14 protein-coding genes, 1 tRNA gene and 2 pseudogenes are annotated in these 23,206 nt (G+C 47.1%); 11 read left to right on the forward strand and 6 right to left on the reverse strand.

The window, feature by feature from the left end:
• Positions 1-18 precede the first annotated feature (18 nt).
• Both T491_RS0102815 and T491_RS0102820 read left to right on the forward strand, forming a co-directional pair.
• Positions 19-2,076 (forward strand): TonB-dependent siderophore receptor, encoded by a 2,058-nt coding sequence (locus T491_RS0102815; RefSeq protein ID WP_028902527.1) that lies wholly within the window; start codon positions 19-21, stop codon positions 2,074-2,076.
• Between the two features lie 3 nt (positions 2,077-2,079).
• Positions 2,080-2,877: a DUF4249 domain-containing protein gene (locus tag T491_RS0102820; RefSeq protein ID WP_028902528.1), complete on the forward strand. Its 798-nt coding sequence runs from the start codon at positions 2,080-2,082 to the stop codon at positions 2,875-2,877.
• On the opposite strand, the gene T491_RS0102825 is transcribed toward T491_RS0102820, so the two are convergent.
• Both T491_RS0102825 and T491_RS0102830 read right to left on the reverse strand, forming a co-directional pair.
• A complete protein-coding gene (locus tag T491_RS0102825; RefSeq protein ID WP_028902529.1) occupies positions 2,847-3,350 on the reverse strand; it encodes a lipocalin family protein in 504 nt (167 codons plus the stop codon). The genes T491_RS0102820 and T491_RS0102825 overlap by 31 nt on opposite strands.
• Positions 3,340-4,353, reverse strand: a complete 1,014-nt coding sequence (locus T491_RS0102830; protein ID WP_028902530.1) for an aspartate-semialdehyde dehydrogenase — start codon at positions 4,351-4,353, stop codon at positions 3,340-3,342. Before T491_RS0102830 ends, T491_RS0102825 begins: the two co-directional genes overlap by 11 nt.
• Before the next feature lie 91 nt (positions 4,354-4,444).
• On the opposite strand from T491_RS0102830, the gene T491_RS0102835 reads away from it, so the two are divergent.
• The 9 genes and pseudogenes from T491_RS0102835 (at position 4,445) to T491_RS15540 (ending at position 18,588) form a co-directional block, all read left to right on the forward strand.
• Positions 4,445-6,580, forward strand: coding sequence for a cation:proton antiporter (locus T491_RS0102835; protein ID WP_028902531.1), 2,136 nt, complete (start codon positions 4,445-4,447; stop codon positions 6,578-6,580).
• 18 nt (positions 6,581-6,598) lie between these two features.
• Positions 6,599-7,273 carry an ABC transporter ATP-binding protein gene (locus T491_RS0102840; RefSeq protein ID WP_028902532.1) on the forward strand — a complete coding sequence of 225 codons (675 nt, stop codon included), beginning with the start codon at positions 6,599-6,601 and terminating at the stop codon, positions 7,271-7,273.
• Positions 7,243-8,088: a S1 RNA-binding domain-containing protein gene (locus T491_RS0102845; RefSeq protein ID WP_028902533.1), complete on the forward strand. Its 846-nt coding sequence runs from the start codon at positions 7,243-7,245 to the stop codon at positions 8,086-8,088. The genes T491_RS0102840 and T491_RS0102845 overlap by 31 nt, the downstream gene beginning before the upstream one ends.
• 1,151 nt (positions 8,089-9,239) lie before the next feature.
• A pseudogene (locus T491_RS18225) lies at positions 9,240-9,836 on the forward strand (two-component regulator propeller domain-containing protein); the annotation flags it as partial.
• 720 nt (positions 9,837-10,556) lie between these two features.
• Positions 10,557-10,892: pseudogene (locus tag T491_RS18230) on the forward strand (helix-turn-helix domain-containing protein); the annotation flags it as partial.
• A gap of 192 nt (positions 10,893-11,084) precedes the next feature.
• Positions 11,085-12,224, forward strand: a complete 1,140-nt coding sequence (locus T491_RS0102855) for a glycoside hydrolase family 5 protein (protein ID WP_028902534.1) — start codon at positions 11,085-11,087, stop codon at positions 12,222-12,224.
• A gap of 29 nt (positions 12,225-12,253) precedes the next feature.
• A complete protein-coding gene (locus T491_RS0102860) occupies positions 12,254-15,427 on the forward strand; it encodes a SusC/RagA family TonB-linked outer membrane protein (protein ID WP_028902535.1) in 3,174 nt (1,057 codons plus the stop codon).
• A 16-nt stretch (positions 15,428-15,443) separates the two neighbouring features.
• Positions 15,444-17,192 carry a SusD/RagB family nutrient-binding outer membrane lipoprotein gene (locus tag T491_RS0102865; protein WP_028902536.1) on the forward strand — a complete coding sequence of 583 codons (1,749 nt, stop codon included), beginning with the start codon at positions 15,444-15,446 and terminating at the stop codon, positions 17,190-17,192.
• A gap of 34 nt (positions 17,193-17,226) precedes the next feature.
• Positions 17,227-18,588 carry a hypothetical protein gene (locus T491_RS15540; RefSeq protein WP_197018784.1) on the forward strand — a complete coding sequence of 454 codons (1,362 nt, stop codon included), beginning with the start codon at positions 17,227-17,229 and terminating at the stop codon, positions 18,586-18,588.
• A gap of 135 nt (positions 18,589-18,723) precedes the next feature.
• Here the strand turns inward: T491_RS15540 and asnS are convergent, their stop codons facing one another.
• The 4 genes from asnS to T491_RS0102890 form a co-directional block, all read right to left on the reverse strand.
• A complete protein-coding gene (asnS, locus tag T491_RS0102875) occupies positions 18,724-20,163 on the reverse strand; it encodes an asparagine--tRNA ligase (RefSeq protein ID WP_028902537.1) in 1,440 nt (479 codons plus the stop codon).
• A 27-nt stretch (positions 20,164-20,190) separates the two neighbouring features.
• On the reverse strand, positions 20,191-21,561 hold the full coding sequence (locus tag T491_RS0102880; protein ID WP_028902538.1) for a pseudouridine synthase: 1,371 nt from the start codon (positions 21,559-21,561) through the stop codon (positions 20,191-20,193).
• A 51-nt stretch (positions 21,562-21,612) separates the two neighbouring features.
• Positions 21,613-22,959 carry an adenylosuccinate lyase gene (gene purB / locus T491_RS0102885; protein ID WP_028902539.1) on the reverse strand — a complete coding sequence of 449 codons (1,347 nt, stop codon included), beginning with the start codon at positions 22,957-22,959 and terminating at the stop codon, positions 21,613-21,615.
• A 105-nt stretch (positions 22,960-23,064) separates the two neighbouring features.
• Positions 23,065-23,139: transfer RNA gene (locus T491_RS0102890), tRNA-Val, on the reverse strand.
• Between the last annotated feature and the right edge of the window lie 67 nt (positions 23,140-23,206).

Consider the following 23,206-nt stretch of genomic DNA (forward strand, 5'->3'; position numbering starts at 1 on the left):
AACTATTATTTTTGCATCATGTTTTTATCAACATTACTACTATCGGCGCTTATTTCATGCACGACTGAACCTGTAGACACCTTGCGACAGGAACAGTTGGAGGAGGTGGTGGTGAAATCTAATTCTGCACGTCAACGCCTGAACCAGATACAAACGGGCACAGAACAAGTGCAACTAAAAGATCTGACCGCCTCACCACAGATTTTTGGTGAACAGGATATTATACGATCCATGCAGTTGCTGACAGGCGTGAAGAGTGAAAGCGATGCTTCGAGTAGTTTTCAGGTGCGTGGTGGTACTTCTGCTCAGAACCAGATATTGGTTGATATGGCTCCTGTCTATAATGTGGGACATCTGGCTGGTCTGTTTTCTGCCTTTAATAGTGATGCTTTGGTATCAGCTACGCTTTATAAGGGACTGTTACCAGCGTCCTATGGAGGTGCCTCGTCGGCTGTGCTTGATATTATCGGGAAGACAGGAAACAAAAATGAATTGCATGGCGGTGCCAGCATAGGTCTGTTATCGGCAAAGGGGACGCTGGAAGGTCCTATCGTGAAGAATAAGGCCTCGTTTTTAGTGACGGCACGACGTTCGTATTTGGATATGTTTCTGAAACTATCTCCTGATTTCAAAGATAATACCTTGTATTTCTATGATATTAATGCCAAGGCTGATTGGACGATTAACGACAAAAACCAACTGTTTCTTAGTTTCTTTACAGGTAATGACCGTACTGCTCTGGAGGATATGGTAGATATCCGTTGGAGGAACTTGTCGACCAGTTTAAAATGGTTACATCATTTTGCTGGGAATTCCTATGCACAGTCTACTGTTTATTATAGTGGATATCAAACAGATAATGGTATAGATTTTATAGGTGTAAACATCTGGTTCTCCGGTCATATCCGTCAGGCAGGTTTTCGACAGGATTTTCATGTGGATTTTGATAAATATGCACTGGATTTGGGATTTCAGACAGCTTTGTTGAATGTAAAATCGGCCGAATGGAAGCAAGTGTCGTTGCATGAGAAAGAGCAGCGTCGGGCCTGGGATAATGCTGTCTGGCTAAATATAGCTGCCCCCATCACAAAAAAACTCGATGTCTCGGCTGGCCTCAGACTCAGTATGTTCTCGTCACTTGGCGGTTCACTGTATTACGACATAGAACAAGATGGTACCATAGGCTGGTATTATAACTATGGTAAGAACCAGATAGTTAAGACTCACACAACACTTGAGCCACGCCTATCCCTGAACTATCACCTTTCACCCATAACCTCTGTGAAACTGGGATATACCCGTACCTCGCAGAATGTGCATGCCCTGCGCAATCAGAGTACATCGACGCCGTTCGATCGCTATGCCATGAGCAGTAATATTGTAGAACCAGAGGTGGCAGATCAGTTGAGTGGTGGTTTCTTTATGATGACTCCCAATCAGGATTTTGACTTTTCGATAGAAGGTTACTATCGTCAGATTAATCATGTATTGGATTATCGTGATGGAAAATCATTTGCCAGTGAGATAGAAATTGAGCGCCTGATGCTGGCTGGCAAGGGCAAAGGTTATGGTCTGGAATTCAGTGCCCGTAAGAATAACGGCAAATTGACGGGATGGATTGGCTACACACTATCATGGTCGAAAACTAAAATTGATGGTATCAATCAGGGACGTTGGTACGATGCAAATAACGATCGTCGTCATGATATCAATGTGGTGGCTATGTACCGACTTAACAAACGCTGGTTGTTCAGCGCTTCGTGGGTATTCAACAGCGGACAGGCTTTTACGGCTCCCAGTGGTAAGTATATGATTGAGGATAACTGGGTTTACTACTATACCGAGCGCAATGGCTATCGGGCACCTGCCTCACACCATCTTGACGTGAGTGCAGTGTGGAGCAAGCACTATCGTAATCGTACCCACCAGCTGGTGTTTGGTATTTACAATCTGTATAACCGCTATAACCCCTTCTTGATTAATTTCGAGGATGGCGAGTATGGTGCAGGCACCAAAGCTAAGCAGTATTCGTTGTTCGGTATCATGCCGTCTGTTTCGTTTAATATCAAATTCTAAGATATGCGTCGTTTACTATTTATCATCATATGCTGCGGTGTTTTCTTGTCCTGTGAGAAGGAGATAGTGATTGATTATCACGAAGCAGAATCGCGCCTTGTGATAGAAGGACATCTTAGCGCCTCAGGTACCGAAATTCGTGTAAGCAAGACTAATGCCATGAGCAATAACGCTATCAGTAGCGAGGTGAATAACGCTGTGGTGAAGTTGACGGGTAGTGATGGTACGATGGCCATTATCCCATTTTCGCGTGATGGTTACTATAGATCAAAACTGAAGGGAATCGTTGGTACTCAGTACCAATTGGATGTGGAAGTGGATGGACAACACTATATTTCGACCTCGACCATGCAGCGTACTCCCAAGATGAATGCGTTCAGACTGGTTTGGAAGAAGATGTTGACAGAACGCTATCTGTTTGGTGACCTGCGGTTGCAAGATTTACCCAATGAGAGTAACTGGTACTTTATGCATATCTATCGTAACGGGATAGGCTATCGTTGGGCTGTGATGAAGGATGAGAAAAATCCGAATAAGGAACTTCAACAGTTGTTTACCTTTTTCCGGGATGGTGATCACGATAGTGATGTGTTACAGGATGGAGATAAACTGCGAGTGGTAATTCGCGCCATAGACCAGCGTGCCTATGACTACTTGTATTCCATGCAACAGATGACAAACACCAATACCAATCCCGTTGATAACTTCACAGGAGGCTGTTTGGGCTATTTTTCTGCCTATGGTGAAATAGAATACTATCAGGACTTCTACTACTCGGATGTGGTTGAAGACGATGAATAGCCAGTACTTTCATTGCTTTGTTTTCGGATGATGAAAGTAACGGTGATGTGATGTTGTTCTTCCTCGTAACGAATCTGCATTGTTGTTTCATTGAATGTTATCACCTGGGCAAGAATGGTGCGATGCGTGCCACCTTCGTCGGTGTATTGTAGTTTCAGATTATGATTGTCGCATTGATAGTCGCCTTCGTAGATGATATCGCCATCGGTGTCGTAGGATGAAAAAGTGCCTTTACGCACCATGCCGTTATATGTGCCGTCACTACGGAATACGAACAGATCGTACAAGAAGTTTTCTGGCTTAAGATCGGTATCACCTTCAATTACAACGTCGCCTTGGTTCCAACCTCGTTGCCAAGTACCGACAATCGTTTCACCCAAGCGGCGACCATCGTCGTCACCAGCACCGCATGCGGTTAATGAAAATATCAGGGCAGCCCAAATGGCTACCCTGAATATTGTCTTACTTAACATTACCTACTTTTACTAAGTACTCAGCAATCTGAACGGCGTTCAGGGCAGCGCCCTTGCGAATCTGGTCACCACTGAGCCAGAAGGTCAGACCGTTTTCGTCGCTGATATCCTTACGTACACGACCTACGTAAACATCGTCCTTGCCTGCAGTCTCCAAAGGCATGGGGTAGGTGAGTGTGGCGGGATCGTCCTTCAGTGTACAGCCAGGAGCAGCGGCGATAGCCTTCTGAGCCTCCTCTACGCTGATGGGACGCTCGGTTTCAATCCAAACACTTTCTGAGTGAGAGCGCAGTGAGCTAACACGTACGCACATGGCCGAGCACTTGGCATCGGTATGCATAATCTTACGTGTCTCGTTAAACATCTTCATCTCCTCCTTGGTGTAGCCGTTGGGCTGGAATACGTCAATCTGAGGGATAACGTTATAAGCCAACTGGTGGGCAAACTTCTTTACGGTTTTTACCTCACCATCCTCTACCATCTCCTTATACTGCTGTTGCAGTTCTGCCATGGCTGCGGCACCGGCACCTGAAGCACTCTGATATGAAGCAACATGGATGCGTTTTATATGAGAGAGCTTTTCCAGAGGCTGGAGAACAACTACCATCATGATGGTAGTGCAGTTTGGGTTAGCAATGATACCACGAGGACGGTTCAGGGCATCCTCGGCGTTGCACTCGGGCACTACCAAGGGTACATCGTCGTCCATACGGAATGCACTCGAGTTGTCAATCATTACTGCACCATACTTTGTGATAGTCTCGGCAAACTCCTTCGATGTGCCTGCACCTGCTGAAGTGAAGGCGATGTCGACATCCTTAAAGTCGTCGTTGTGTTGAAGCAGTTTGACCTCAATCTCCTTACCTTTAAAATTGTACTTCGTTCCAGCACTGCGCTCTGAGCCAAACAGTACCAGTTCGTCCATTGGGAAATTTCTCTCAGCGAGGATGCGCAGAAACTCTTGTCCTACGGCTCCACTCGCACCTACAATTGCTACTTTCATCTTGCTTAATCCTTTAAATGGTTACAATTTGGCCGCAAAATTATGTTTTTTTTTTCATTTTACCAAAAAAATGCCTACCTTTGTAGCCAAAATGACATTATTATTATCATATTTGCCGATTACAGACCCGACTTTAGTCTTTTTTGTGGTGCTGATGATTATCCTGTTTGCTCCTATCGTGATGAGTAAACTGCGTATTCCGCATATCATCGGTATGGTATTGGCGGGCATCGCCATCGGACAATATGGGTTTAATGTCCTGGAACGTGACAACTCTTTTGAACTCTTTGGCAGGGTAGGACTTTACTACATCATGTTCCTGGCCGGACTGGAGATGGATATGGAAGGCGTGAAGAAACACTCGCGCCGGTTCCTGCTTTTCGGCCTTCTCACCTGTCTGGTGCCGCTGATACTCACCTATGTCATGTCGGTTGCCATTCTCGGCTATTCATCGGCAGCTTCATTCCTGCTGGGCTGTATCATGGCATCGAACACGCTGATAGCCTATCCGATAGTAGGCCGTTATGGTCTACATAAGCACCAGAGCGTGGCACTTAGCGTAGGCTCTTCGATGATTGCCTTGTTCCTGGCACTGGTGATGTTGGCTGCCATCTCGGGCTCATTCTCCAAGGATAGCAACTGGCTGTTCTGGGTGCTTTTTGTGATTAAGTTTGCTGCCTTCTGTGTGGGCAGTGTGATACTGATACCCAAGTTGACACGTTATTTCCTCCGTCGATACAGCGATGCCGTGATGCAGTACACCTTTGTCATGGCTGTGATGTTCTTGAGTGCAGCCTTATCTTCCTTGATAGGCATCGAGGGCGTTTTTGGCGCGTTCTATTCGGGACTTATATTGAATAGGTATATACCGCGTGTGTCGCCACTCATGAACCGTATTGAGTTTATTGGTAACGCTCTATTCATCCCTTATTTCCTGATAGGTGTTGGCATGTTGATTAATTTAGGCACACTCTTCTCCAGCGTACAGATGGTATGGATAGTGTTGCTTATCGTGTTCTTTGGTACCTTTGGAAAGGCTGTAGCTGCTTATGTTTCCAGTCTGCTGTTCCGTCTGTCGAAAGCTGATGGTCATATGATGTTCGGATTGACCTCTGCGCATGCGGCAGGTGCCATCGCTATGGTGATGGTGGGTATTAGACTGGAGGTGGCTCCTGGTGAATACTTAGTGAGTGACGATATGCTGAATGGTATTATCATGATGATTCTGTTTACATGTATTATCAGTACCATGATGACTGAGCATGCTGCGAAAAAGATTATCATTCAGGAAAAAGCTCATCTGCAGGGCGATATGCCTAAGGATGATGATGAGAAGATTCTGCTTTGTGTGAAGTATCCAGAGATTGCGCCACATCTGTTGTATCTATCGATGTTCATGCGCAATCAGCGTTTGAACCGCGATCTGGTTGCACTCAATGTGGTTTATGATGATGAGAAAAGTAATGTTGCTCGTGAGCAGGGACTCAGACTTCTGGAGAAACTACAGCAAACAGCTAGTGCCAGCGAGGTGAGAGTGCAGACGCAGGTGCGTTTGGCTACCAACATCGCTAATGGTATCAAGCATGCTTTTCGCGAGTTTGCCTGCTCAGAGATTGTCATGGGTATGCACATACATACTGACATCAGTCCACGTTTCTGGGGTAATTTCATCCAGAGTCTGTATAATGGCTTGAACCGTCAGATTATCCTGACACGTTTCGTACAGCCAATGACCACGTTGCGCCGTATTCGTGTGGCAGTGCCGTCGCGTGCCGAGTTCGAACCTGGATTCCTGCGTTGGTTGGAACGATTGAGTCGTCTGGCTGGTCAGTTGGATTGTCGCATCCAGTTTCATGGTCGCCATGAGTCGCTGTCACTCATCCGTGAGTATATCAATAACCGTCACCCCAACGTGCGTACCGAATATACTTATATGGCCCATTGGAATGAGCTGCCTCAGTTGGCTGCCGACATCGCTGACGACCACCTGTTTGTGGTTGTTACAGCCCGAAAGGGTACCATATCGTATAAGACGGCATTGGAGCGACTGCCTGACGAGTTACAGAAATATTTCTCAGGAAAGAATCTCATGATTATCTTCCCTGACCAGTATGGTAATACGAAGGAAGAGCGTATGAGCTTCACTGAGGCTCAGCACCATGAGGAGAAGAGTATCTATGATACCATCTTGCGTTGGATTGAAAAGAAACGCTTTGCTAATAAATAAGAAGAAATCATCAAGAAAATGATAGAAATAAGTAATATAACCAAGAGTTTTGGCTCATTACAGGTACTGAAAGGTATCGACCTCCATATAGATAAGGGTGAGGTAGTGAGTATCGTGGGGCCCAGTGGCGCTGGTAAGACCACCTTATTGCAGATTATAGGCACCCTTGATCGGCCTGATACCGGCCGTGTGATTGTTGACGGCATTGAAACCACTCAACTCTCATCTAAACAGCTGTCTGATTTTCGTAACCGCCATCTGGGCTTTGTATTTCAGTTCCACCAGCTGTTGCCTGAGTTTACCGCTATAGAGAATATCATGATTCCTGCTTATATTGCAGGCACTTCACAGAGCAAAGCGCGTCAGCGTGCCAAGGAGTTGCTCGAGTTTATGGGGTTGGCCGATCGTGCCACTCATAAGCCTAATGAACTTTCTGGAGGTGAGAAACAGCGTGTGGCTGTAGCACGTGCCTTAGTCAATAATCCCGCTGTGATTCTGGCTGATGAACCTTCTGGCTCTCTCGACACTAAGAACAAGGCGGAACTCCACCAGTTGTTCTTCGACCTTCGTAATCAGTTCGGACAGACCTTCGTCATTGTGACTCACGATGAGCAACTGGCTTCTATTACCGATCGTACCATTCATTTAAAAGACGGACAAATATGCTTACCCTCGGAGACTACAACACTTTGAAAATAGTGAAGTCGGTTGACTTCGGACTTTATCTTGATGGCGGCGAAGAAGGCGAAATTCTTCTGCCTCAGCGTTATGTCACAAAAGATATGAAGATTGGTGACGAGATTACTGTATTTATTTATCTCGATCAGGAAGAACGTCCTGTGGCTACTACGGAGAAGCCCTATGCCAAGGTTGGCGAATTCGTGAGTCTTGAGGTGGCGTGGGTCAACCAGTTCGGCGCTTTTTTGAACTGGGGGCTGATGAAGGACATTTTCTGTCCCTTCCGTGAACAGAAAAAACGTATGGAGCAAGGTCAGCGACATATTGTCTATATTAAACTTGACGAGGACAGCTATCGACTGATGGCTACTGCTAAGGTTGAAAAATATCTCACTACACCTGTTGTTACCGATTTGCCTTCGCTGCAGCATGGTGCTGAGGTGGATATCCTTGTTTGGCAGAAGACCGACCTGGGGTTCAAGGTTATTGTGAATAATAAGTTCCAAGGCTTGGTTTTTGAGAATCAGATTTTCCAACCATTGCATAGCGGCATGAAACTTAAAGCATACGTTGACCATGTGCGCCAGGATGGTAAGATCGATATTGTACTCCAGCAAACAGGTCGTCAACAGACGCTTGATTTCGCTGAGACATTACTTCGTTACCTCTACGAGAACGATGGATTCTGTAATTTGGGCGATAAATCACCTGCAGAACTAATCTATGATCGCTTCCAGGTGTCGAAGAAGGCCTATAAGAAAGCTATCGGCGATCTGTATAAGAGGAGGTTGATAATCATTAAAGATGATGGCATTTACCTGAACAAATGAATTTGAGAAAGGTTGACGCATTTGACAGATTACCAATATACCTTCTGAAGATTGTATTTTTGGTGTGTTTGATGGTGGTAGATTCTACTGCCAGTATGGCGTTGCATACTGCTGATTTTACTTTTTCGCATTTAGGAAAGGCAGAAGGTCTTGATAATCAGCGTATCTTCTCTGTTTGTCAGTCAACGTCAGGAGCTATCTGGTGGTCATCGCTTAAAGGTGTCGGCAGATTCAATGGTTCTAAGGTCAGGATCTACAGACTTGATGATCGTGTTCCCTTCAATCACTTGGGAGGTAGGGTTATACATGTTAAGTCTGACTCGACAGGCGTTTACGCATTTGATAATCGAGGCTCTTTATTCAGGTTCAATGCCGATTATGATAGGTTTGAGCAGATAGCTCAGGTTTCAAAGCATTTAGGTTACGAGGTGGCTCTCAACGACATCTATGTATCTGGAACCTCTATTTATCTGGCTTTGCACGATGGTGTCTATATTTGGACTAACAATTCCTTGAGGCAGATAGTGAAAGGCGCCTATGTTAACCAGATTGTCAGGGTAAAGAGTGGATTCCTGTTTTGTGCTCGCGAAGGCGTCTACAATGGAAAAGGCCAACGGCTACTCTCCTATAATACCGAGAGCGCTTATTATGATGAACTCTCAGGTAAACTCTGGTTGGGTGGCTATGAGAATGGTCTGCATATTGTGACATTCGGACATCATGGCAGTATAGCAACCGACCAGTTCTTTGGTCTGAAAGGAAGTACACCGCATGGTAATCCTATTCGCAGTATCTGTCCGTACGATGATGATACGATGCTTGTTGGTTCTGATGGCGAAGGTGTGTGGCAGGTGCCGCGCGATGGTCGTGGTACTTGTTCCCTGCTGTTTGACGCCAATGAGACAGAACACGGTGTGCTCCATGGCAATGGTGTTTACAGCATGGTTGTCGACTCATGGAAAAACATTGTGATAGGTACCTATTCTGGCGGAATCGATATTGCACGCCCCATCGGCAGTACGACAGCTATTTTCCGTCATACGGTAAACAATCTTCAGTCATTGGCGAACGATCATGTAAATGCTGTGATGCCGCTATCAGGAAATATGGTTATGCTGGGTACTGATAATGGAATCAGTATATATAATGCTATGACTGGGCAGTGGCAGCATAGTTATCAGGGAACGGTTGTCACCAGTGCCTTCAAGTGTCCCGATGGATCGGTTTTTGTGTCAACCTATGGTAAGGGCATTTATGAGATAGATGAACAGAGCCGGTTGCGCCATATCTACACGGTTGATAATAGTGAGCTCGAGGATAACCATGTGTATGCCGTATATTATGATAAAAGTGGTGGCGTATGGATGGGTAGCCTGAATGGTGATCTTTTCCGGAAATCGAGTGATGGTCATATCCAATATTATCCGATTCATGACGTGCAAGCCATTACGCAGTTGGCGTCAGGTCAGATAGCTGTGGGTACAGCCTTTGGTCTTAAACTCGTAACGCCGGGTAGCGATGAGGTCAAAGAACTGGATTATGCACCCGCTGGCGTAACTGATGTGAATCCCTTTGTGGCGCATCTTCTGGCTTCGGGTTCAGAGCTATGGATTGCTACTGATGGTGGTGGCGTCTATGTGTACCATATGACCAAACGCCAAAGTAGACAGTTGACTGTTGATAATGGGTTGCCTTCAAACTATGTCAGGAGTCTGGTTAAGGGCAAGGATGGACGTATATGGATAGCTACCGACGAAGGTCTTGCTTATGCCAAGGCTGATGATCCTCTTCACGTTGTCAATGTCAATTATTGCTATGGCTTGAACCGTGAGTATTCTCGAGGGGCTGCACAGAATCTGCCGGATGGTGATATTATATTTGGTACTACGACAGGTGCTGTGATTGTGCATCCTGAGAGTGTACAACCTCTCAATTACACAGCAAACCTTATCATTCTTGGTGTTAATTACAGGGATGAGGGAAATGATCTGAGTCACATTGATCTGGCTGTGGTGCATGGGAAAGACCGATTAGAGTTATCGTATAATGAACGTACTTTCGATCTCCTGTTCGAGAGTGTGAATATGCGCTACCATTACGATATTAGCTATCGCTACAGAATCGACAATGGCGAGTGGAGCCAGCCCACTGATCAGCAGTACATTCGTTTTGTGAGCATGGAGCCAGGTAAGCATAGGCTTACCATACAATGTATCAGTAGTACTTGTGGTGCCGTTATTGATTCCCAGGACCTCACTATTGTTATAGGACAGCCATGGTGGAACAGCTGGTGGATGTGGTGTATCTACATCGCTTTGCTGTTGTTGGTTTTCTATGGCGCGTGGAGTGTGTACCACCTGCAGGAGAAATATATGCGCCTGTCGATTGATTATCTGCAGCTGATGCATCAGATGCCTACTTCGGCTACTACTACTTCTTCTGTGCCGGAACAATCTGCAGAGCAACCTGAGACGGCGGCAGAAGGGAGTGATAGCGGTAGAGAGTTTGTTGATAAGGCTACCCGTTTGATTGTGGAAAATCTGAGCGATTCGACGTTCTCTATCGATTGCCTTTGCCGTGAGATGGCCATGAGCCGTACATTATTTTATGTGAAACTGAAGTCGTATACAGGTAAATCACCGCAGGACTTCATCCGTATTATCCGCTTGGAACGTGCTGCTGCATTGCTGCGCAGTGGGCGTAGTGTTACTGAGGTGTCAGGACTGGCTGGCTTTGAAAATCCAAAGTATTTCAGTACCGTATTCAAGAAATATTTTGGGGTTTCGCCTTCGAAATATCAGTAAATAAGCGCCTACCTTACATTATCAGAAAAGGTTTGAATACTGACAATTGCGAGTATTCAAACCTTTTCTGTATGTTGTCAAACCACACATATTTATATAAGTAGTACCTTTGCTGCCGATTAAAACCATAATACAATCAATAGAATGAAGAGAAAAGGTATGAACGCATGGCGTGGCCTGTTTGTTGCAGGTATGCTGATTCCTGTTGCCGTTGGAGCTCAACCTACGGCCAAGGAATGGAATGAGGGCGTTGTTGGATGGAATCTGGGCAACCAATTGGAATGTTCTGCTTCTGGACAAGATGCCGAGTCGATGTTTATTGGTATGGCCGATAACAGTATCAAAGCCGAAACGTCATGGGGCAATCCCGTTGTCACCAAGAAAACCATCAAAGCTGTAAAGGAAGCCGGATTTGATGCAGTACGTATCCCCATTCGTTGGCAGTGTCACATTACGAATGCTGCTGCCATGAGTATCGACAAGGCTTGGTTGACACGTGTCAAGGAAGTGGTAGACTGGTGCCTGGCTAACGATTTGAAGGTTATTATCAATACTCATCATGAGAAGTGGTTAGAGGGACGTCCTACCAACCAATATAAAGAAGAGAATAATCAGAAACTGGCATTACTGTGGTTGAACATTGCCAGCGAGTTTGCTAAGTACGATTATCGTGTGGCATTTGCTGGTACCAACGAGGTACATATTAAGGATAATTGGGGGAAGCCCGAAGCCGAGAACCTGGCTGTGCAGAATTCCTACAACCAGACGTTCATCGATGTGGTGCGTGCTACCGGTGGTAATAACGCCAAGCGTCATCTCATTGTGCAGACTTACGTGTGCAATCCCGATTTTGGTATTAATAATGGCGACTTTATCATTCCAACCGATGCCGAAGGCAATGGTCTAGACTATATGAGTGTAGAGTTCCATTACTATACGCCATGGGATTATGCAGGCGAGTGCAAGTATAACTTCTGGGGTACATCCTATAAAGAAAAAGGTGAGATTTCGCCAAATGATGAAAAGACCATGAGCGACTTTTTTGACCGTGTGGTTGAGACATGGGGTAACAAGGGACTTGGCATCGTTGTAGGCGAGTGGGGTGTTACCGATCGTCAGAAGAGTGGACAGACAGACTTGATTCACGAGAATATGACCTATTACTGCCGATTCTTTGTGAGTGAAGCTCGTAAACGTGGTTTCTCAACTTTCGTTTGGGATAATAATAGCTTTGGTAGCGGTGCAGAGCATTTCGGTATTTTCGACCGTCATAAGGGTATGAAGGTTAAGGCCGATTGGACACTGAAAGGTATCATGGAAGGTAAGAAATAATATCATATTAACTCAAAACAAAAATCAAAATGAACAAAAGAAGAATGTTTCTTTGTCTGCTTGGTGCTAGCATGATGATGTCGCCTGTTTCGGCTCTGGCTGATACGGCTAATCGTGCAGAACTGGCAGCTGCTCCCAACGACCAGGTAATTACTGGTACTGTTGTGGATGCCGAGGGCCCAATGATTGGAGCAACCGTCAAAGTGGCTGGAACAAACAATGCGACAGTGACCGACATCGATGGTCATTTCTCTCTGAAGTGTAAGCGCGGCGACCTCTTGGAGGTTAGTTACGTGGGTTACACTACTCTGAAGGTAAAAGCCCAGCCGGGCATGAGAATTGTGATGGAAGAGGACAAGACTGTGCTTAACGAGGTTGTTGTGACAGCTCTTGGCATCAAGCGCGAGCGCAAAGCGCTGGGTTATGGTGTTGCCGAGGTTAAGGGCGAAGAGCTGACCAAGGCTAAGGAAACCAATGTCATCAACTCGCTCTCTGGTAAGGTTGCTGGTCTTGTCGTTCAGAATACAGCTGGTGGCGCTTCGGGTTCTACACGCGTTCTGTTGCGTGGTAACACCGAGATCAGTGGTAACAACCAGCCTCTTTACGTGATTGATGGTGTACCCTTGGACAATACCAACTTCGGCAGCGCAGGCACTGAGGGTGGATACGATCTGGGTGATGGTATCTCGGCTATCAATCCTGATGATATTGAAAACATGACCGTGCTCAAAGGTCCTGCCGCCTCAGCTCTCTATGGTAGCCGTGCCTCACATGGTGTTATTCTGATTACCACTAAGAAGGCTGAGAAGGATAAGATAAGCGTTGAGTACAACGGTTCACTCACTATCGATAAGCAGTTGGCTAAGTGGGATAATATCCAGCAGGTTTATGGTATGGGTTACGGTGGCGCTTACAGTCGCACTGCCACAACAGGTACTAACTCAAGCTGGGGTGCCAAGGCCGATGACTTCCTGGTAGAATATTTCGATCACGAGAAGCGTCCGTTCCTCATGTATCCTAATAATACCAGTGATTTCTTCCGCACAGGTCTCACCACTCAGAATACTGCCATTCTGTCGGTTAACTCTGGTAAGACTGGCGTTCGTTTCTCTGTTACTGATATGCGTAACAAGGATATCCTGCCCAATACGCACATGAACCGTGACAACTTCAACCTCCGTGTCAATACATCGGCAGGTCCTGTTGATTTGGACTTCACTGCTAACTATACACGTGAGAATGTGAAGAACCGTCCTGCTCTGGGCGACTCGCAGAGCAATGTTGGTAAGAACCTCATGACACTGGCAAGTACATATAATCAGGCTTGGCTGAAGAACTATCAGACATCTGAAGGCGAATATGCTAACTGGAATGGTAACGACCAGTACAACAAGAACCCTTACTGGGATCTTTACAAGAATGAGAATACCACCGCTAAGGACGTGTTCCGTCTGACAGGTAAGGCTATCTGGAACATTTCCGATCACCTGAAGTTGCAGGGTACAATCGGTACCGATATGAACTTTATGGCGTTCGAGGACTTTATTTCTATGACAACACCTGGTAAGATGGCAGGACAGCTCCAGAACCAGAAGTACACCAATCGTACACTGAATGCTGAGTTGTTGGCACTCTATAATAACTCATTCGGCAACTTTGATATCAATGCTACCTTGGGTGGTAACATCTTCAAGGTTGACAACAAGACCGACATCTTTACTGGTATGGACCAGCAGATGAAGGATATTGTTGCCATTATGAACTACGCTGAGCAGAGTATTCAGCAGAATACATATAAGAAGCAGATCAACTCTTTATTCGGTTCTGCCAGTGTTGGTTATCAGCATACATACTATCTGGAGGCTACTGTTCGCGGCGACAAGTCGTCAACACTGCCTATTGATCATAATATATATGTATATCCATCGTTCTCGGGTAGTATCGTGTTCTCTGAGTTTATCAAGAACAAGAACCTGATAAACTATGGTAAGATCCGTGCTTCATGGGCCCAGGTGGGTAGTGATACCGATCCCTATCAGTTGTCACTTAACTACTCTACAGCTAAGTACTCTTATGGTGGTTTCGTGATTGGTATGATCAACAACACTACTCAGCCTAACAAGGACCTGAAGCCAACTCGTACTAATTCGTTCGAACTTGGTCTGGAGATGAAGTTCTTCCATGGTCGTCTTGGTCTGGATGTAACTTATTACAACCAGTTGTCAAAGGATCAGATCATTGCTCTGGCTTCTTCATCAACCTCTGGTTATAACTACAGTCTGGTTAATGCGGGTGAAATCCAGAATAAGGGTATCGAGGTTGCATTGAACGGTCGCGTGTTGCAGCTGGGCCAGTTTGCATGGGATGCTGGTGTTAACTTCTCTAAGAATACAAACAAGGTGAAGTCGCTGGTTGACGGTATGGACTACTTCGAGCTCGAGAAGGCAACTTGGTGTGGTGTCAGCGTAGGTGCTGAGGTAAATAAGAACTACGGTAGCATTATCGGTAAGGACTTTAAGCGTACTTCCGACGGTCAGCTGATTATCAACCCTGAGAGTGGTCTGCCATATGTTGATGACAAAACTCATACTCTTGGTAATGCTTCATGGGATTGGACTGGTGGTTTCTACTCTACCTTTACTTATAAGAACTTCCGCCTGTCGGCTGGCTTCGACGTGAAGGTTGGTGCCGATCTCTTCTCAATGTCTATGCGTTCGGCTTATGCTACAGGTAAAGCCAGTGAGACCTTGGCAGGACGTGAAGAGTGGTATCGTTCTGAGGAGAACCGCAAGGCTGCTAACATGACCATCGAAGACTGGCGTGACGCTGGTTTGTGCGAAGGCCTGATTGTGCCTGGCGTTATCGATAATGGTGATGGAACCTATCGTCAGAACGACATTGCCGTTAACCCCGAGTCGTACTGGAAGAGTGCTGCTGACAATGCGCCTTCAATGTTTATCTATGACAACTCGTATGTGAAGTGCCGTGAGATTACCTTCGGCTATACCTTCCCAGAGAAGTGGTTGGGCAAGTCGGTTAAGGGACTCAGCGTATCGTTTGTAGCTCGTAACCCATTTATTGTCTGGAAGAATATTCCTAATATCGATCCTGACTCTGGTTACAACACCTCTGGTCTTGGTCTGGAGTATGGTTCGCTGCCCTCACGCCGCAGCTACGGTTTCAATGTTAACGTCAAATTCTAATTTGGAGGAAGTCATTATGATTACAAGATTATTTAAGAAAACGCTCGCTGCATGTATTGTAGGCTGTGGCCTTTTGTCAACAGCTGCTTGTAGTGATAGTTATATGGAAAAGCTGAATACCGACGACTCGAAAGGTTCGTCGATAGAGCCAAGCGCCCAGCTGACTACAGCTCTGTTGCAGACCTATGGCGACTTTGGCATGATGGATACTTATCGTAGTTATATCACAGGTTTCACCCAGCACTTTGCTGGTGGTTGGAACGTGTCAAACTATGGTGGTAGTGTTCATGCTCAGGACGATCAGATGCGCCTTGTATGGGATCAGTTGTATGGTGTATCTATCAAGAATATCGTTGATGCTATTGCCAATTCAGAGGATAAACCCAACACCAATGCCGCCCTGCGCATTCACCGTGTTTATCTGATGGCTATGCTGACCGATATCTATGGCGATCTGCCTTGCTCTGAGGCTGGACTTGGTTTCATTTCAGGTATCGCATATCCTAAGTACGATAAACAGGAGGAGATTTATGATTTCTTCTTCAAAGAGCTGGCTGAGTGTGTTGACCAGTTGGGTACAGGTTCTGACCATATTGGCGGCGATGTGACCAGTATGTCTGGCGATGCTGCTGCTTGGCGCAAATATGCCAATACCCTGCGTATGCGCTATGCCATGCGTATCAGTGAGGTTAATCCTACCAAGGCTCAGGAGGAGTTCGAGAAGGCTCTTAACGCAGCAGGTGGTTATATCGCCAGTTCTGCCGACGATGCCTACGTAATCTATACCGATGGTAAGTTCACCCTGTACGATGGCTCACGCGATCTCGACTTCCGTGTGAATGCACTGGGTGAGATCCTTTACGGCCAGGACCCTACATCACCTACATTTGTAAGCTCCACATTCTTCAATATTTTACAGGATAACAACGACCCGCGTCTTTACCGCATTTGTCGTCATTACATTAACACTAAGCGTAGTGAGATTAAACCCGACCGTGAGTGGAATATCGACGTCACTGATGAAGTAATTGATTATCTGAATCGTGCTGGCGATGTAGAACATCCTTGTGACCCAGGTGCTGCCTGGTGGAACAACTGGGTTAATGCACCTGCTGTTACCGAGATTCCTACTTTAGATCGCATGATTAGTCTCTACCCTGAAGCTGGCTTCGATGGCAGTAACTTCCCTGCACGTATGATGCGTCCCTTCTTGAGCATCGATTTCGAGATGCCCGATCGTCCAGGTGCACTCATCAATTATGCAGAGGTGGAATTCCTGCTGGCTGAGGCTAAGCTCAAGGGATGGAACGTCAGTGGTTCGATTGAGGAGCATTTCATGGCTGGTGTCAAGGCCTCTATCAAGTGGATGAACGATCACTATCTGCAGGCTGCCGATAAGATTTCGGATGCAGAGATCACTACATTTGTTGATGGTCTTATCAATGCTGGCGTTCTCGAAAACAATGCGAAGGAGGCCATCAATACTCAGGCTTGGATTCTGCACATGATGAATCCATCTGAGGCTTGGGCTAACCTGCGTCGTTCTGATTATCCAGTACTGCAGGATCGTACGAAGCTGGCTAAGTTTGAGAGCGATTTTACCTATGATGACAATAATCTGCAGACACCTACACGCTTGCGCTATCCTATTTTGGAGAACCAGTACAACAGTGCCAACTATAAGGCTGCTATAGATCGCTTAGGTGGTAGCGACGACTGGCACAAGCGTCTCTGGTGGGATGTGTCAGACATCAATGTGAAGTAAGTCAGTAAAGAATCAATTTTAAGTAAAAAGAATTATGAGTACCAAGAATATATCAAAATATATCGCACTGTTCTTTGTAAGTTGCGGCTTGGCAGCAACTACTGCCTGCTCTTCGACTGAGGAGCCTTTCTTCACAGCTGGCGAGGACGATGCACCACGCATCCTGAACACCGATATCCCAGAGGGTAAGAACGGCGAGCCCGCTACCCTGATGAACATAGAACGTACAACCAACTTCACGTATGAGGTTATTGTAACGCCTGTTAAGTACACCACCGTTACCTGGTTCATCGATGATGAGCAGGTGGCTGAGGGTCTGAATATAGACATGCCAGTGGTGGCTGGCGACCACGTTGTGAAGATTGTGGCTACCACCACTAAGGGGCTCTCTACCTCTCGTACCTGCATGTTGGTGGTTCGTCCTGCTGAAGGCGATCCCGAGTTGGCTACCGATGGTAAGTCGCGCTGGTTGACGGTTGGTAGCACCAAGACTATTCAGTGTACCAATGTTACCAATGTTACCAAGGTGTTCGTGGGTAAGCAGGAGGCAAGTAATGTATCGTTTGCTAATGGTATGGTTACATTCGATGTGCCTACGATGGCCGAAGGTCAGTATATGGTAAGCATTGAGGCAGATGGCATGCGCTACGGTTGTGGCGTGTTCACTGTCAGCAACGACGAGTATGTTGATCCAGGTGTGAAAGAAACCGTGCTCTGGGAAGGTGCTACTGAAGTAAACTGGGGTGACAGCAATGCTACGGTTTCTGCCGATGCTCTGGCTGATGTACCTGTTGGTACCACCATCCGTGTTTACTATGAGTTGATTGATATGCCAGAATTATACCATTCTATGCGTATCACCACACCATGGTGGGGCGATAATGCTGAGGACCAGATTGTAGCTCAGTTCGATCTGACTACCGAAACTCCTAATCCATTTGAGTTCACCTACAGCGAGGCTAACAAGGCTATCGTTGACGAGCGTGGCGGTATGCTCATTGTAGGATATGGTTATAAGCTCACTAAGGTAGTTGCAGTTGAGGCCGTTGCACCTGCTGAGACTACAGTTTGGGAGGGAAGTGTAGACGTCAACTGGGGTGATAGCAATGCTACAGTCACTGCCGACGCTCTGGCAGATGTGGCTGTTGGTTCTACGGTTCACGTGTACTACGAAATGATTGATATGCCTGAGGGCTATCACGCTATGCGTATCACCACACCATGGTGGGGCGATAATGCTGAGGATCAGATTGTAGCTCAGTTCGATCTGACTGCTGATACTCCCAATCCTTATGATTTCACCTATACAGATGCTGTCAAGGCGCTGGTAGATGAGCGTGGAGGTATGCTTGTTGTGGGCTATGGCTATCGTTTAAAGAAGATTACCATCGAATAACACATTGATAGTTTGTTTAATTAGAAGTTGGTGAGGGACTCATAGAAGTTCCTCACTACTTTTTTTGTTTCAATTTGTGTATAGGAGAAAGAAAACCGCCATCACTCGGAGTGGAGTGATGGCGGTTCGTATGATTTAGAACTCTGCTGATTTCGGAGTACGTGGGAACGGAATCACGTCGCGAATGTTCTGCATACCTGTTACGAACAGGATGAGACGCTCGAAACCAAGACCGAAGCCTGCGTGTGGGCATGAGCCCCACTTGCGGGTGTCGATATACCACCAGAGGTGGGTCTGGTCCATCTCGCGGCGATTAATCTCGCCCATTAATTTATCGTAGCTTTCCTCACGAACAGATCCGCCGATAATCTCACCGATCTGTGGGAAGAGTACATCGGTACCCTGCATGGTAGGACCTGGGGCAACAGCGCCCTTGTAACCTACTGAACCGCCATCGGCAGTGTCCTGGTTCTGCTTCATATAGAACGACTTGAATGCACGTGGGTAGTCGGTCATGATAACTGGCTTCTTGAAATGCTCCTCAACGAGGTAGCGCTCGTGCTCGCTGGCCAGGTCGTCGCCCCAGTTGCAGGGGAACTCGAAGTTCTTACCATTCTTGATAGCCTCCTGCAGGATATTGATACCCTCGGTGTAAGGCAGACGAACGAAGGTCTCCTTGAGAACACCCTCCAGACGCTCGATCAAGGTCTTGTCGATCATCTTGTTGAGGAACTCCAGATCATCCTTACAGTTGTCGAGAGCCCAACGTACGCAGTACTTGATGAAGTCCTCTTCCAGATCCATCAGCTCTTCCTGATCCAGGAAGGCCACCTCGGGCTCCACCATCCAGAACTCAGCCAGGTGGCGGGGGGTGTTACTGTTCTCGGCACGGAAGGTAGGACCGAAGGTGTAGATAGAACCCAGGGCTGTGGCACCCAGCTCACCTTCTAGCTGACCAGATACGGTGAGCGATGTCTGCTCGCCGAAGAAGTCATCATCATAGATAATCTTGCCGTTCTCGTCTTTCTTCAGGTCATACAGGTTCTTGGTGGTTACCTGGAACATATTACCGGCTCCCTCACAGTCTGATGCGGTGATCAGTGGGGTGTGGAAGTAGAAGAATCCATGCTCGTGGAAGTAAGTGTGGATGGCCATCGCCATGTTGTGGCGAATGCGCATCACAGCTCCGAATGTGTTGGTACGCAGACGCATGTGAGCGTTCTTACGCATCACTTCGAAACTCTGGCCCTTCTTCTGCATGGGGTAGTCGTTGCCGCACAGACCATAAACCTCAAGCTTGGTAGCCTGAATTTCACTGCTCTGACCAGCACCCTGACTCTCAACCAGTAAACCCTCGGCACTGATGCAGGCACCTGTGGTGATATCCTTCAATACCTGCTCGTCGAACTTAGTAGGATCAACAACGATCTGCACATTCTTGATGGTTGAACCGTCGTTGAGGGCAATGAAGTCGACTGCCTTAGAGCTACGATGCGTGCGCACCCAACCCTTTACGCAAACCTCCTTGCCATATTCTGTGCTCTTCAGCACATCGATAATCTTAGTACGTTTCATTATGAATTGTCAATTTTCAACTATCAATTACTCGTAAGCACCCATGCGCAGGCGGTCAACTTCCTCCTCGGTCAAGTAGCGCCAGTCGCCACGCTTCAGGTTCTTCTTGGTCAGACCAGCGAACTGTACGCGGTCGAGTTTCTGAACGCGGTAGCCCAGACTCTCGAAGATACGGCGAACGATACGGTTCTTACCTGAGTGAATCTCGATGCCAACTTGCTTCTTGTCGGTAGGATGTGCATACTGAACGTCGTCGGCCTTGATCTCGCCATCCTCCAGCTGGATGCCTTCGGCAATCTGCTGCAGATCGTGAGCGGTAACGTTCTTATCGAGGTAAACGTGATAAATCTTCTTCTTGAGGTACTTAGGATGTGTGAGCTTCGAAGCCAAGTCGCCATCGTTGGTGAGCAACAGCACACCGGTGGTGTTGCGGTCCAGACGGCCTACGGGGTAGATACGCTCTGAGCAAGCGTTCTTCACCAGATCCATCACAGTCTTACGCTGCTGTGGATCGTCGCTGGTTGTTACGTAGTCCTTTGGCTTGTTGAGCAGCACGTAAACCTTCTTCTCGATGGTTACAGGCTGATCGTGGAACTTCACCATATCGGTACGCAGGATCTTGGTACCCAGCTCGGTTACTACCTCGCCATTAACGGTTACTACACCAGCCTGGATGAACTCATCGGCCTCGCGACGGCTGCAAACACCTGCATTGGCCAAGAACTTGTTCAAGCGCAGTGGCTCGTTGGGATCGTAGTTAATCTCCTTGTACTCAATGCGCTTCTTCATTGAATACTTTGCATTTGGATCGTAGTCGGCTGTGCGCTGGCGGGGAGCCTTCTTATAAGGAGCTGCTCCGTAGGGCTTGCCATAGCCACCCTGTTGAGGACGACCGTAGCCACCCTGCTGAGGACGACCGTAACCACCCTGCTGGCGCTGCTGACCATAACCGCCCTGCTGACCATAGCCACCTTGCTGAGGACGACCGTAGCTACCCTGCTGAGGACGACCGTAGCCACCCTGCTGACGCTGACCGTAGCCACCCTGCTGAGGACGACCGTAGCCACCCTGCTGAGGACGACCATAACCACCTTGCTGACGCTGACCATAACCTCCCTGACGCTGCTGGCCGTAGCCACCCTCGTTGTTGTAGTTGTTACGTGGACGATAGCCCCCCTGAGGACGCTGAGGAGCATTGCTCTGCAAACCAGCGCCGAATCCCTCTGGACGGAACTCGCCTTCATCGTTGTTATTGCGATAGCTGGGGCGCTCATAGCTTCCTGGGCGCACAGCTGTTGCGTGAATGCGTGGACGTGGTGAACGACCAGGACGATACTCTCTCTGAGCGCCATCCTGCTTGGTCTCTTCCTGCTTCTTCTCGTTGTTTTCGAAATCCATAAGTTGTATTTTTTATAATTGTGATTACTTAATAAATATAATATGTGTAAATTAAATGCCTGTGTAGGTTGATGGGGTAATAACACGTAGTTCTTCCTTAACTTCCTCACTCACCTCGAGTGTTTCGATGAAGTCCTTGATCTTCTCGCCAGTCAACTTCTCGTTGGTGCGGGTCAGGGCCTTCAGTGTTTCGTATGGGTTAGGGTAGGCTTCACGACGCAGAATGGTCTGGATAGCCTCGGCTACTACAGCCCAAGTGTTGTCGAGATCCTCCTGCAGCTTCTCCTCGTTAAGAATCAGCTTGCGCAGTCCCTTCAGTGTACTTTGGAATGCAATAACGGCGTGCCCCATGGGTACCCCTACGTTACGCAGAACGGTAGAGTCAGTCAGGTCGCGCTGCAAACGGCTTACGGGCAGTTTTGCTGCCAGGAACTGCAGGATAGCGTTGGCAATACCTAAGTTACCCTCAGAGTTTTCGTAGTCGATGGGGTTTACCTTGTGAGGCATAGCACTCGAACCAACCTCACCTTTCTTAATCTTCTGCTTGAAGTAGTCCATAGAGATATACATCCAGAAGTCGCGATCCAGGTCGATAACGATGGTGTTGATACGGCGCATGGCATCGAAGATGGCGCCCAACCAGTCATAGTTTGAGATCTGGGTAGTGTACTGCTCGCGCTCCAAGCCTAACTTCTCGCTGACAAAGCTGTTGCCAAACTCGCGCCAGTCGTACTGTGGATAAGCCACGTGGTGAGCATTGTAGTTACCAGTAGCACCTCCGAACTTAGCGGTGATAGGTGTCTCCTTCAGTCCGCGAAGCTGCTCTTCCAAGCGGTATACGTAAACCATCACCTCCTTACCCAGACGGGTAGGCGATGCGGGCTGTCCGTGAGTCTTGGCCAACATGGGGATGTTCTTCCACTGTTCAGCATAATCGTGCAACTGCTCAATGAGCTCCTCTACCATAGGATAGTAAACCTGCTCCAACGCCTCCTTAATAGAAAGAGGTACACTGGTGTTGTTGATGTCCTGAGATGTGAGTCCGAAGTGGATGAACTCCTTGTAGTTCTCGAATCCACCCATAGCGTCGAGCTGCTCCTTGATGAAGTACTCAACAGCTTTCACATCATGATTGGTGATTGACTCAATGTCCTTCACACGCTGTGCGTCAGCGGGTGAGAACTTCTTGTAGATGTCGCGAAGCTGATCGAATAGTGAATGGTTGATACCCTGAAGTTGAGGCAATGGTAATTCACATAAGGCAATGAAATACTCTATTTCTACGCGTACCCTGTAACGAATCAGCGCATACTCTGAAAAGTATTCTGCCAGAGGTTCGGTCTTACTTCTGTAACGGCCATCAATAGGCGAGATGGCTGTCAATAAACTTAAATCCATTGTTTTAAATATTCCTGTAAATTATCGATAATTATCTTTCTTTCTCTATCCCTTCTAACCCAAAACCGCAACCTCATCGGCTGCGGAAGCGGACTTTTTGTGTTGTGGGCGTTGACGGATTCGAACCGCCGACCCTCTGCTTGTAAGGCAGATGCTCTAAACCAGCTGAGCTAAACGCCCTCATGTCTTATTTGCGGGTGCAAAGGTACGAATAAAAATTGAAACTGCAAAATTTTCAGGCGAAAAT

This window comes from Prevotella sp. P6B4 (genome assembly GCF_000619985.1).
Taxonomy (GTDB): domain Bacteria; phylum Bacteroidota; class Bacteroidia; order Bacteroidales; family Bacteroidaceae; genus Prevotella.

Excerpts from the sequence above, each read along its gene's own strand:
- T491_RS0102840 (WP_028902532.1), top strand. The coding sequence starts at position 6,599 with ATGATAGAAATAAGTAATATAACCAAGAGTTTTGGCTCATTACAGGTA.
- T491_RS0102865 (WP_028902536.1), top strand. The coding sequence starts at position 15,444 with ATGATTACAAGATTATTTAAGAAAACGCTCGCTGCATGTATTGTAGGC.
- T491_RS15540 (WP_197018784.1), top strand. The coding sequence starts at position 17,227 with ATGAGTACCAAGAATATATCAAAATATATCGCACTGTTCTTTGTAAGT.
- T491_RS0102855 (WP_028902534.1), top strand. The coding sequence starts at position 11,085 with ATGCTGATTCCTGTTGCCGTTGGAGCTCAACCTACGGCCAAGGAATGG.
- T491_RS0102880 (WP_028902538.1), bottom strand. The coding sequence starts at position 21,561 with ATGGATTTCGAAAACAACGAGAAGAAGCAGGAAGAGACCAAGCAGGAT.
- T491_RS0102815 (WP_028902527.1), top strand. The coding sequence starts at position 19 with ATGTTTTTATCAACATTACTACTATCGGCGCTTATTTCATGCACGACT.
- T491_RS0102830 (WP_028902530.1), bottom strand. The coding sequence starts at position 4,353 with ATGAAAGTAGCAATTGTAGGTGCGAGTGGAGCCGTAGGACAAGAGTTT.
- T491_RS0102825 (WP_028902529.1), bottom strand. The coding sequence starts at position 3,350 with ATGTTAAGTAAGACAATATTCAGGGTAGCCATTTGGGCTGCCCTGATA.
- T491_RS0102845 (WP_028902533.1), top strand. The coding sequence starts at position 7,243 with ATGCTTACCCTCGGAGACTACAACACTTTGAAAATAGTGAAGTCGGTT.
- T491_RS0102860 (WP_028902535.1), top strand. The coding sequence starts at position 12,254 with ATGAACAAAAGAAGAATGTTTCTTTGTCTGCTTGGTGCTAGCATGATG.
- purB (WP_028902539.1), bottom strand. The coding sequence starts at position 22,959 with ATGGATTTAAGTTTATTGACAGCCATCTCGCCTATTGATGGCCGTTAC.
- T491_RS0102835 (WP_028902531.1), top strand. The coding sequence starts at position 4,445 with ATGACATTATTATTATCATATTTGCCGATTACAGACCCGACTTTAGTC.
- T491_RS0102820 (WP_028902528.1), top strand. The coding sequence starts at position 2,080 with ATGCGTCGTTTACTATTTATCATCATATGCTGCGGTGTTTTCTTGTCC.
- asnS (WP_028902537.1), bottom strand. The coding sequence starts at position 20,163 with ATGAAACGTACTAAGATTATCGATGTGCTGAAGAGCACAGAATATGGC.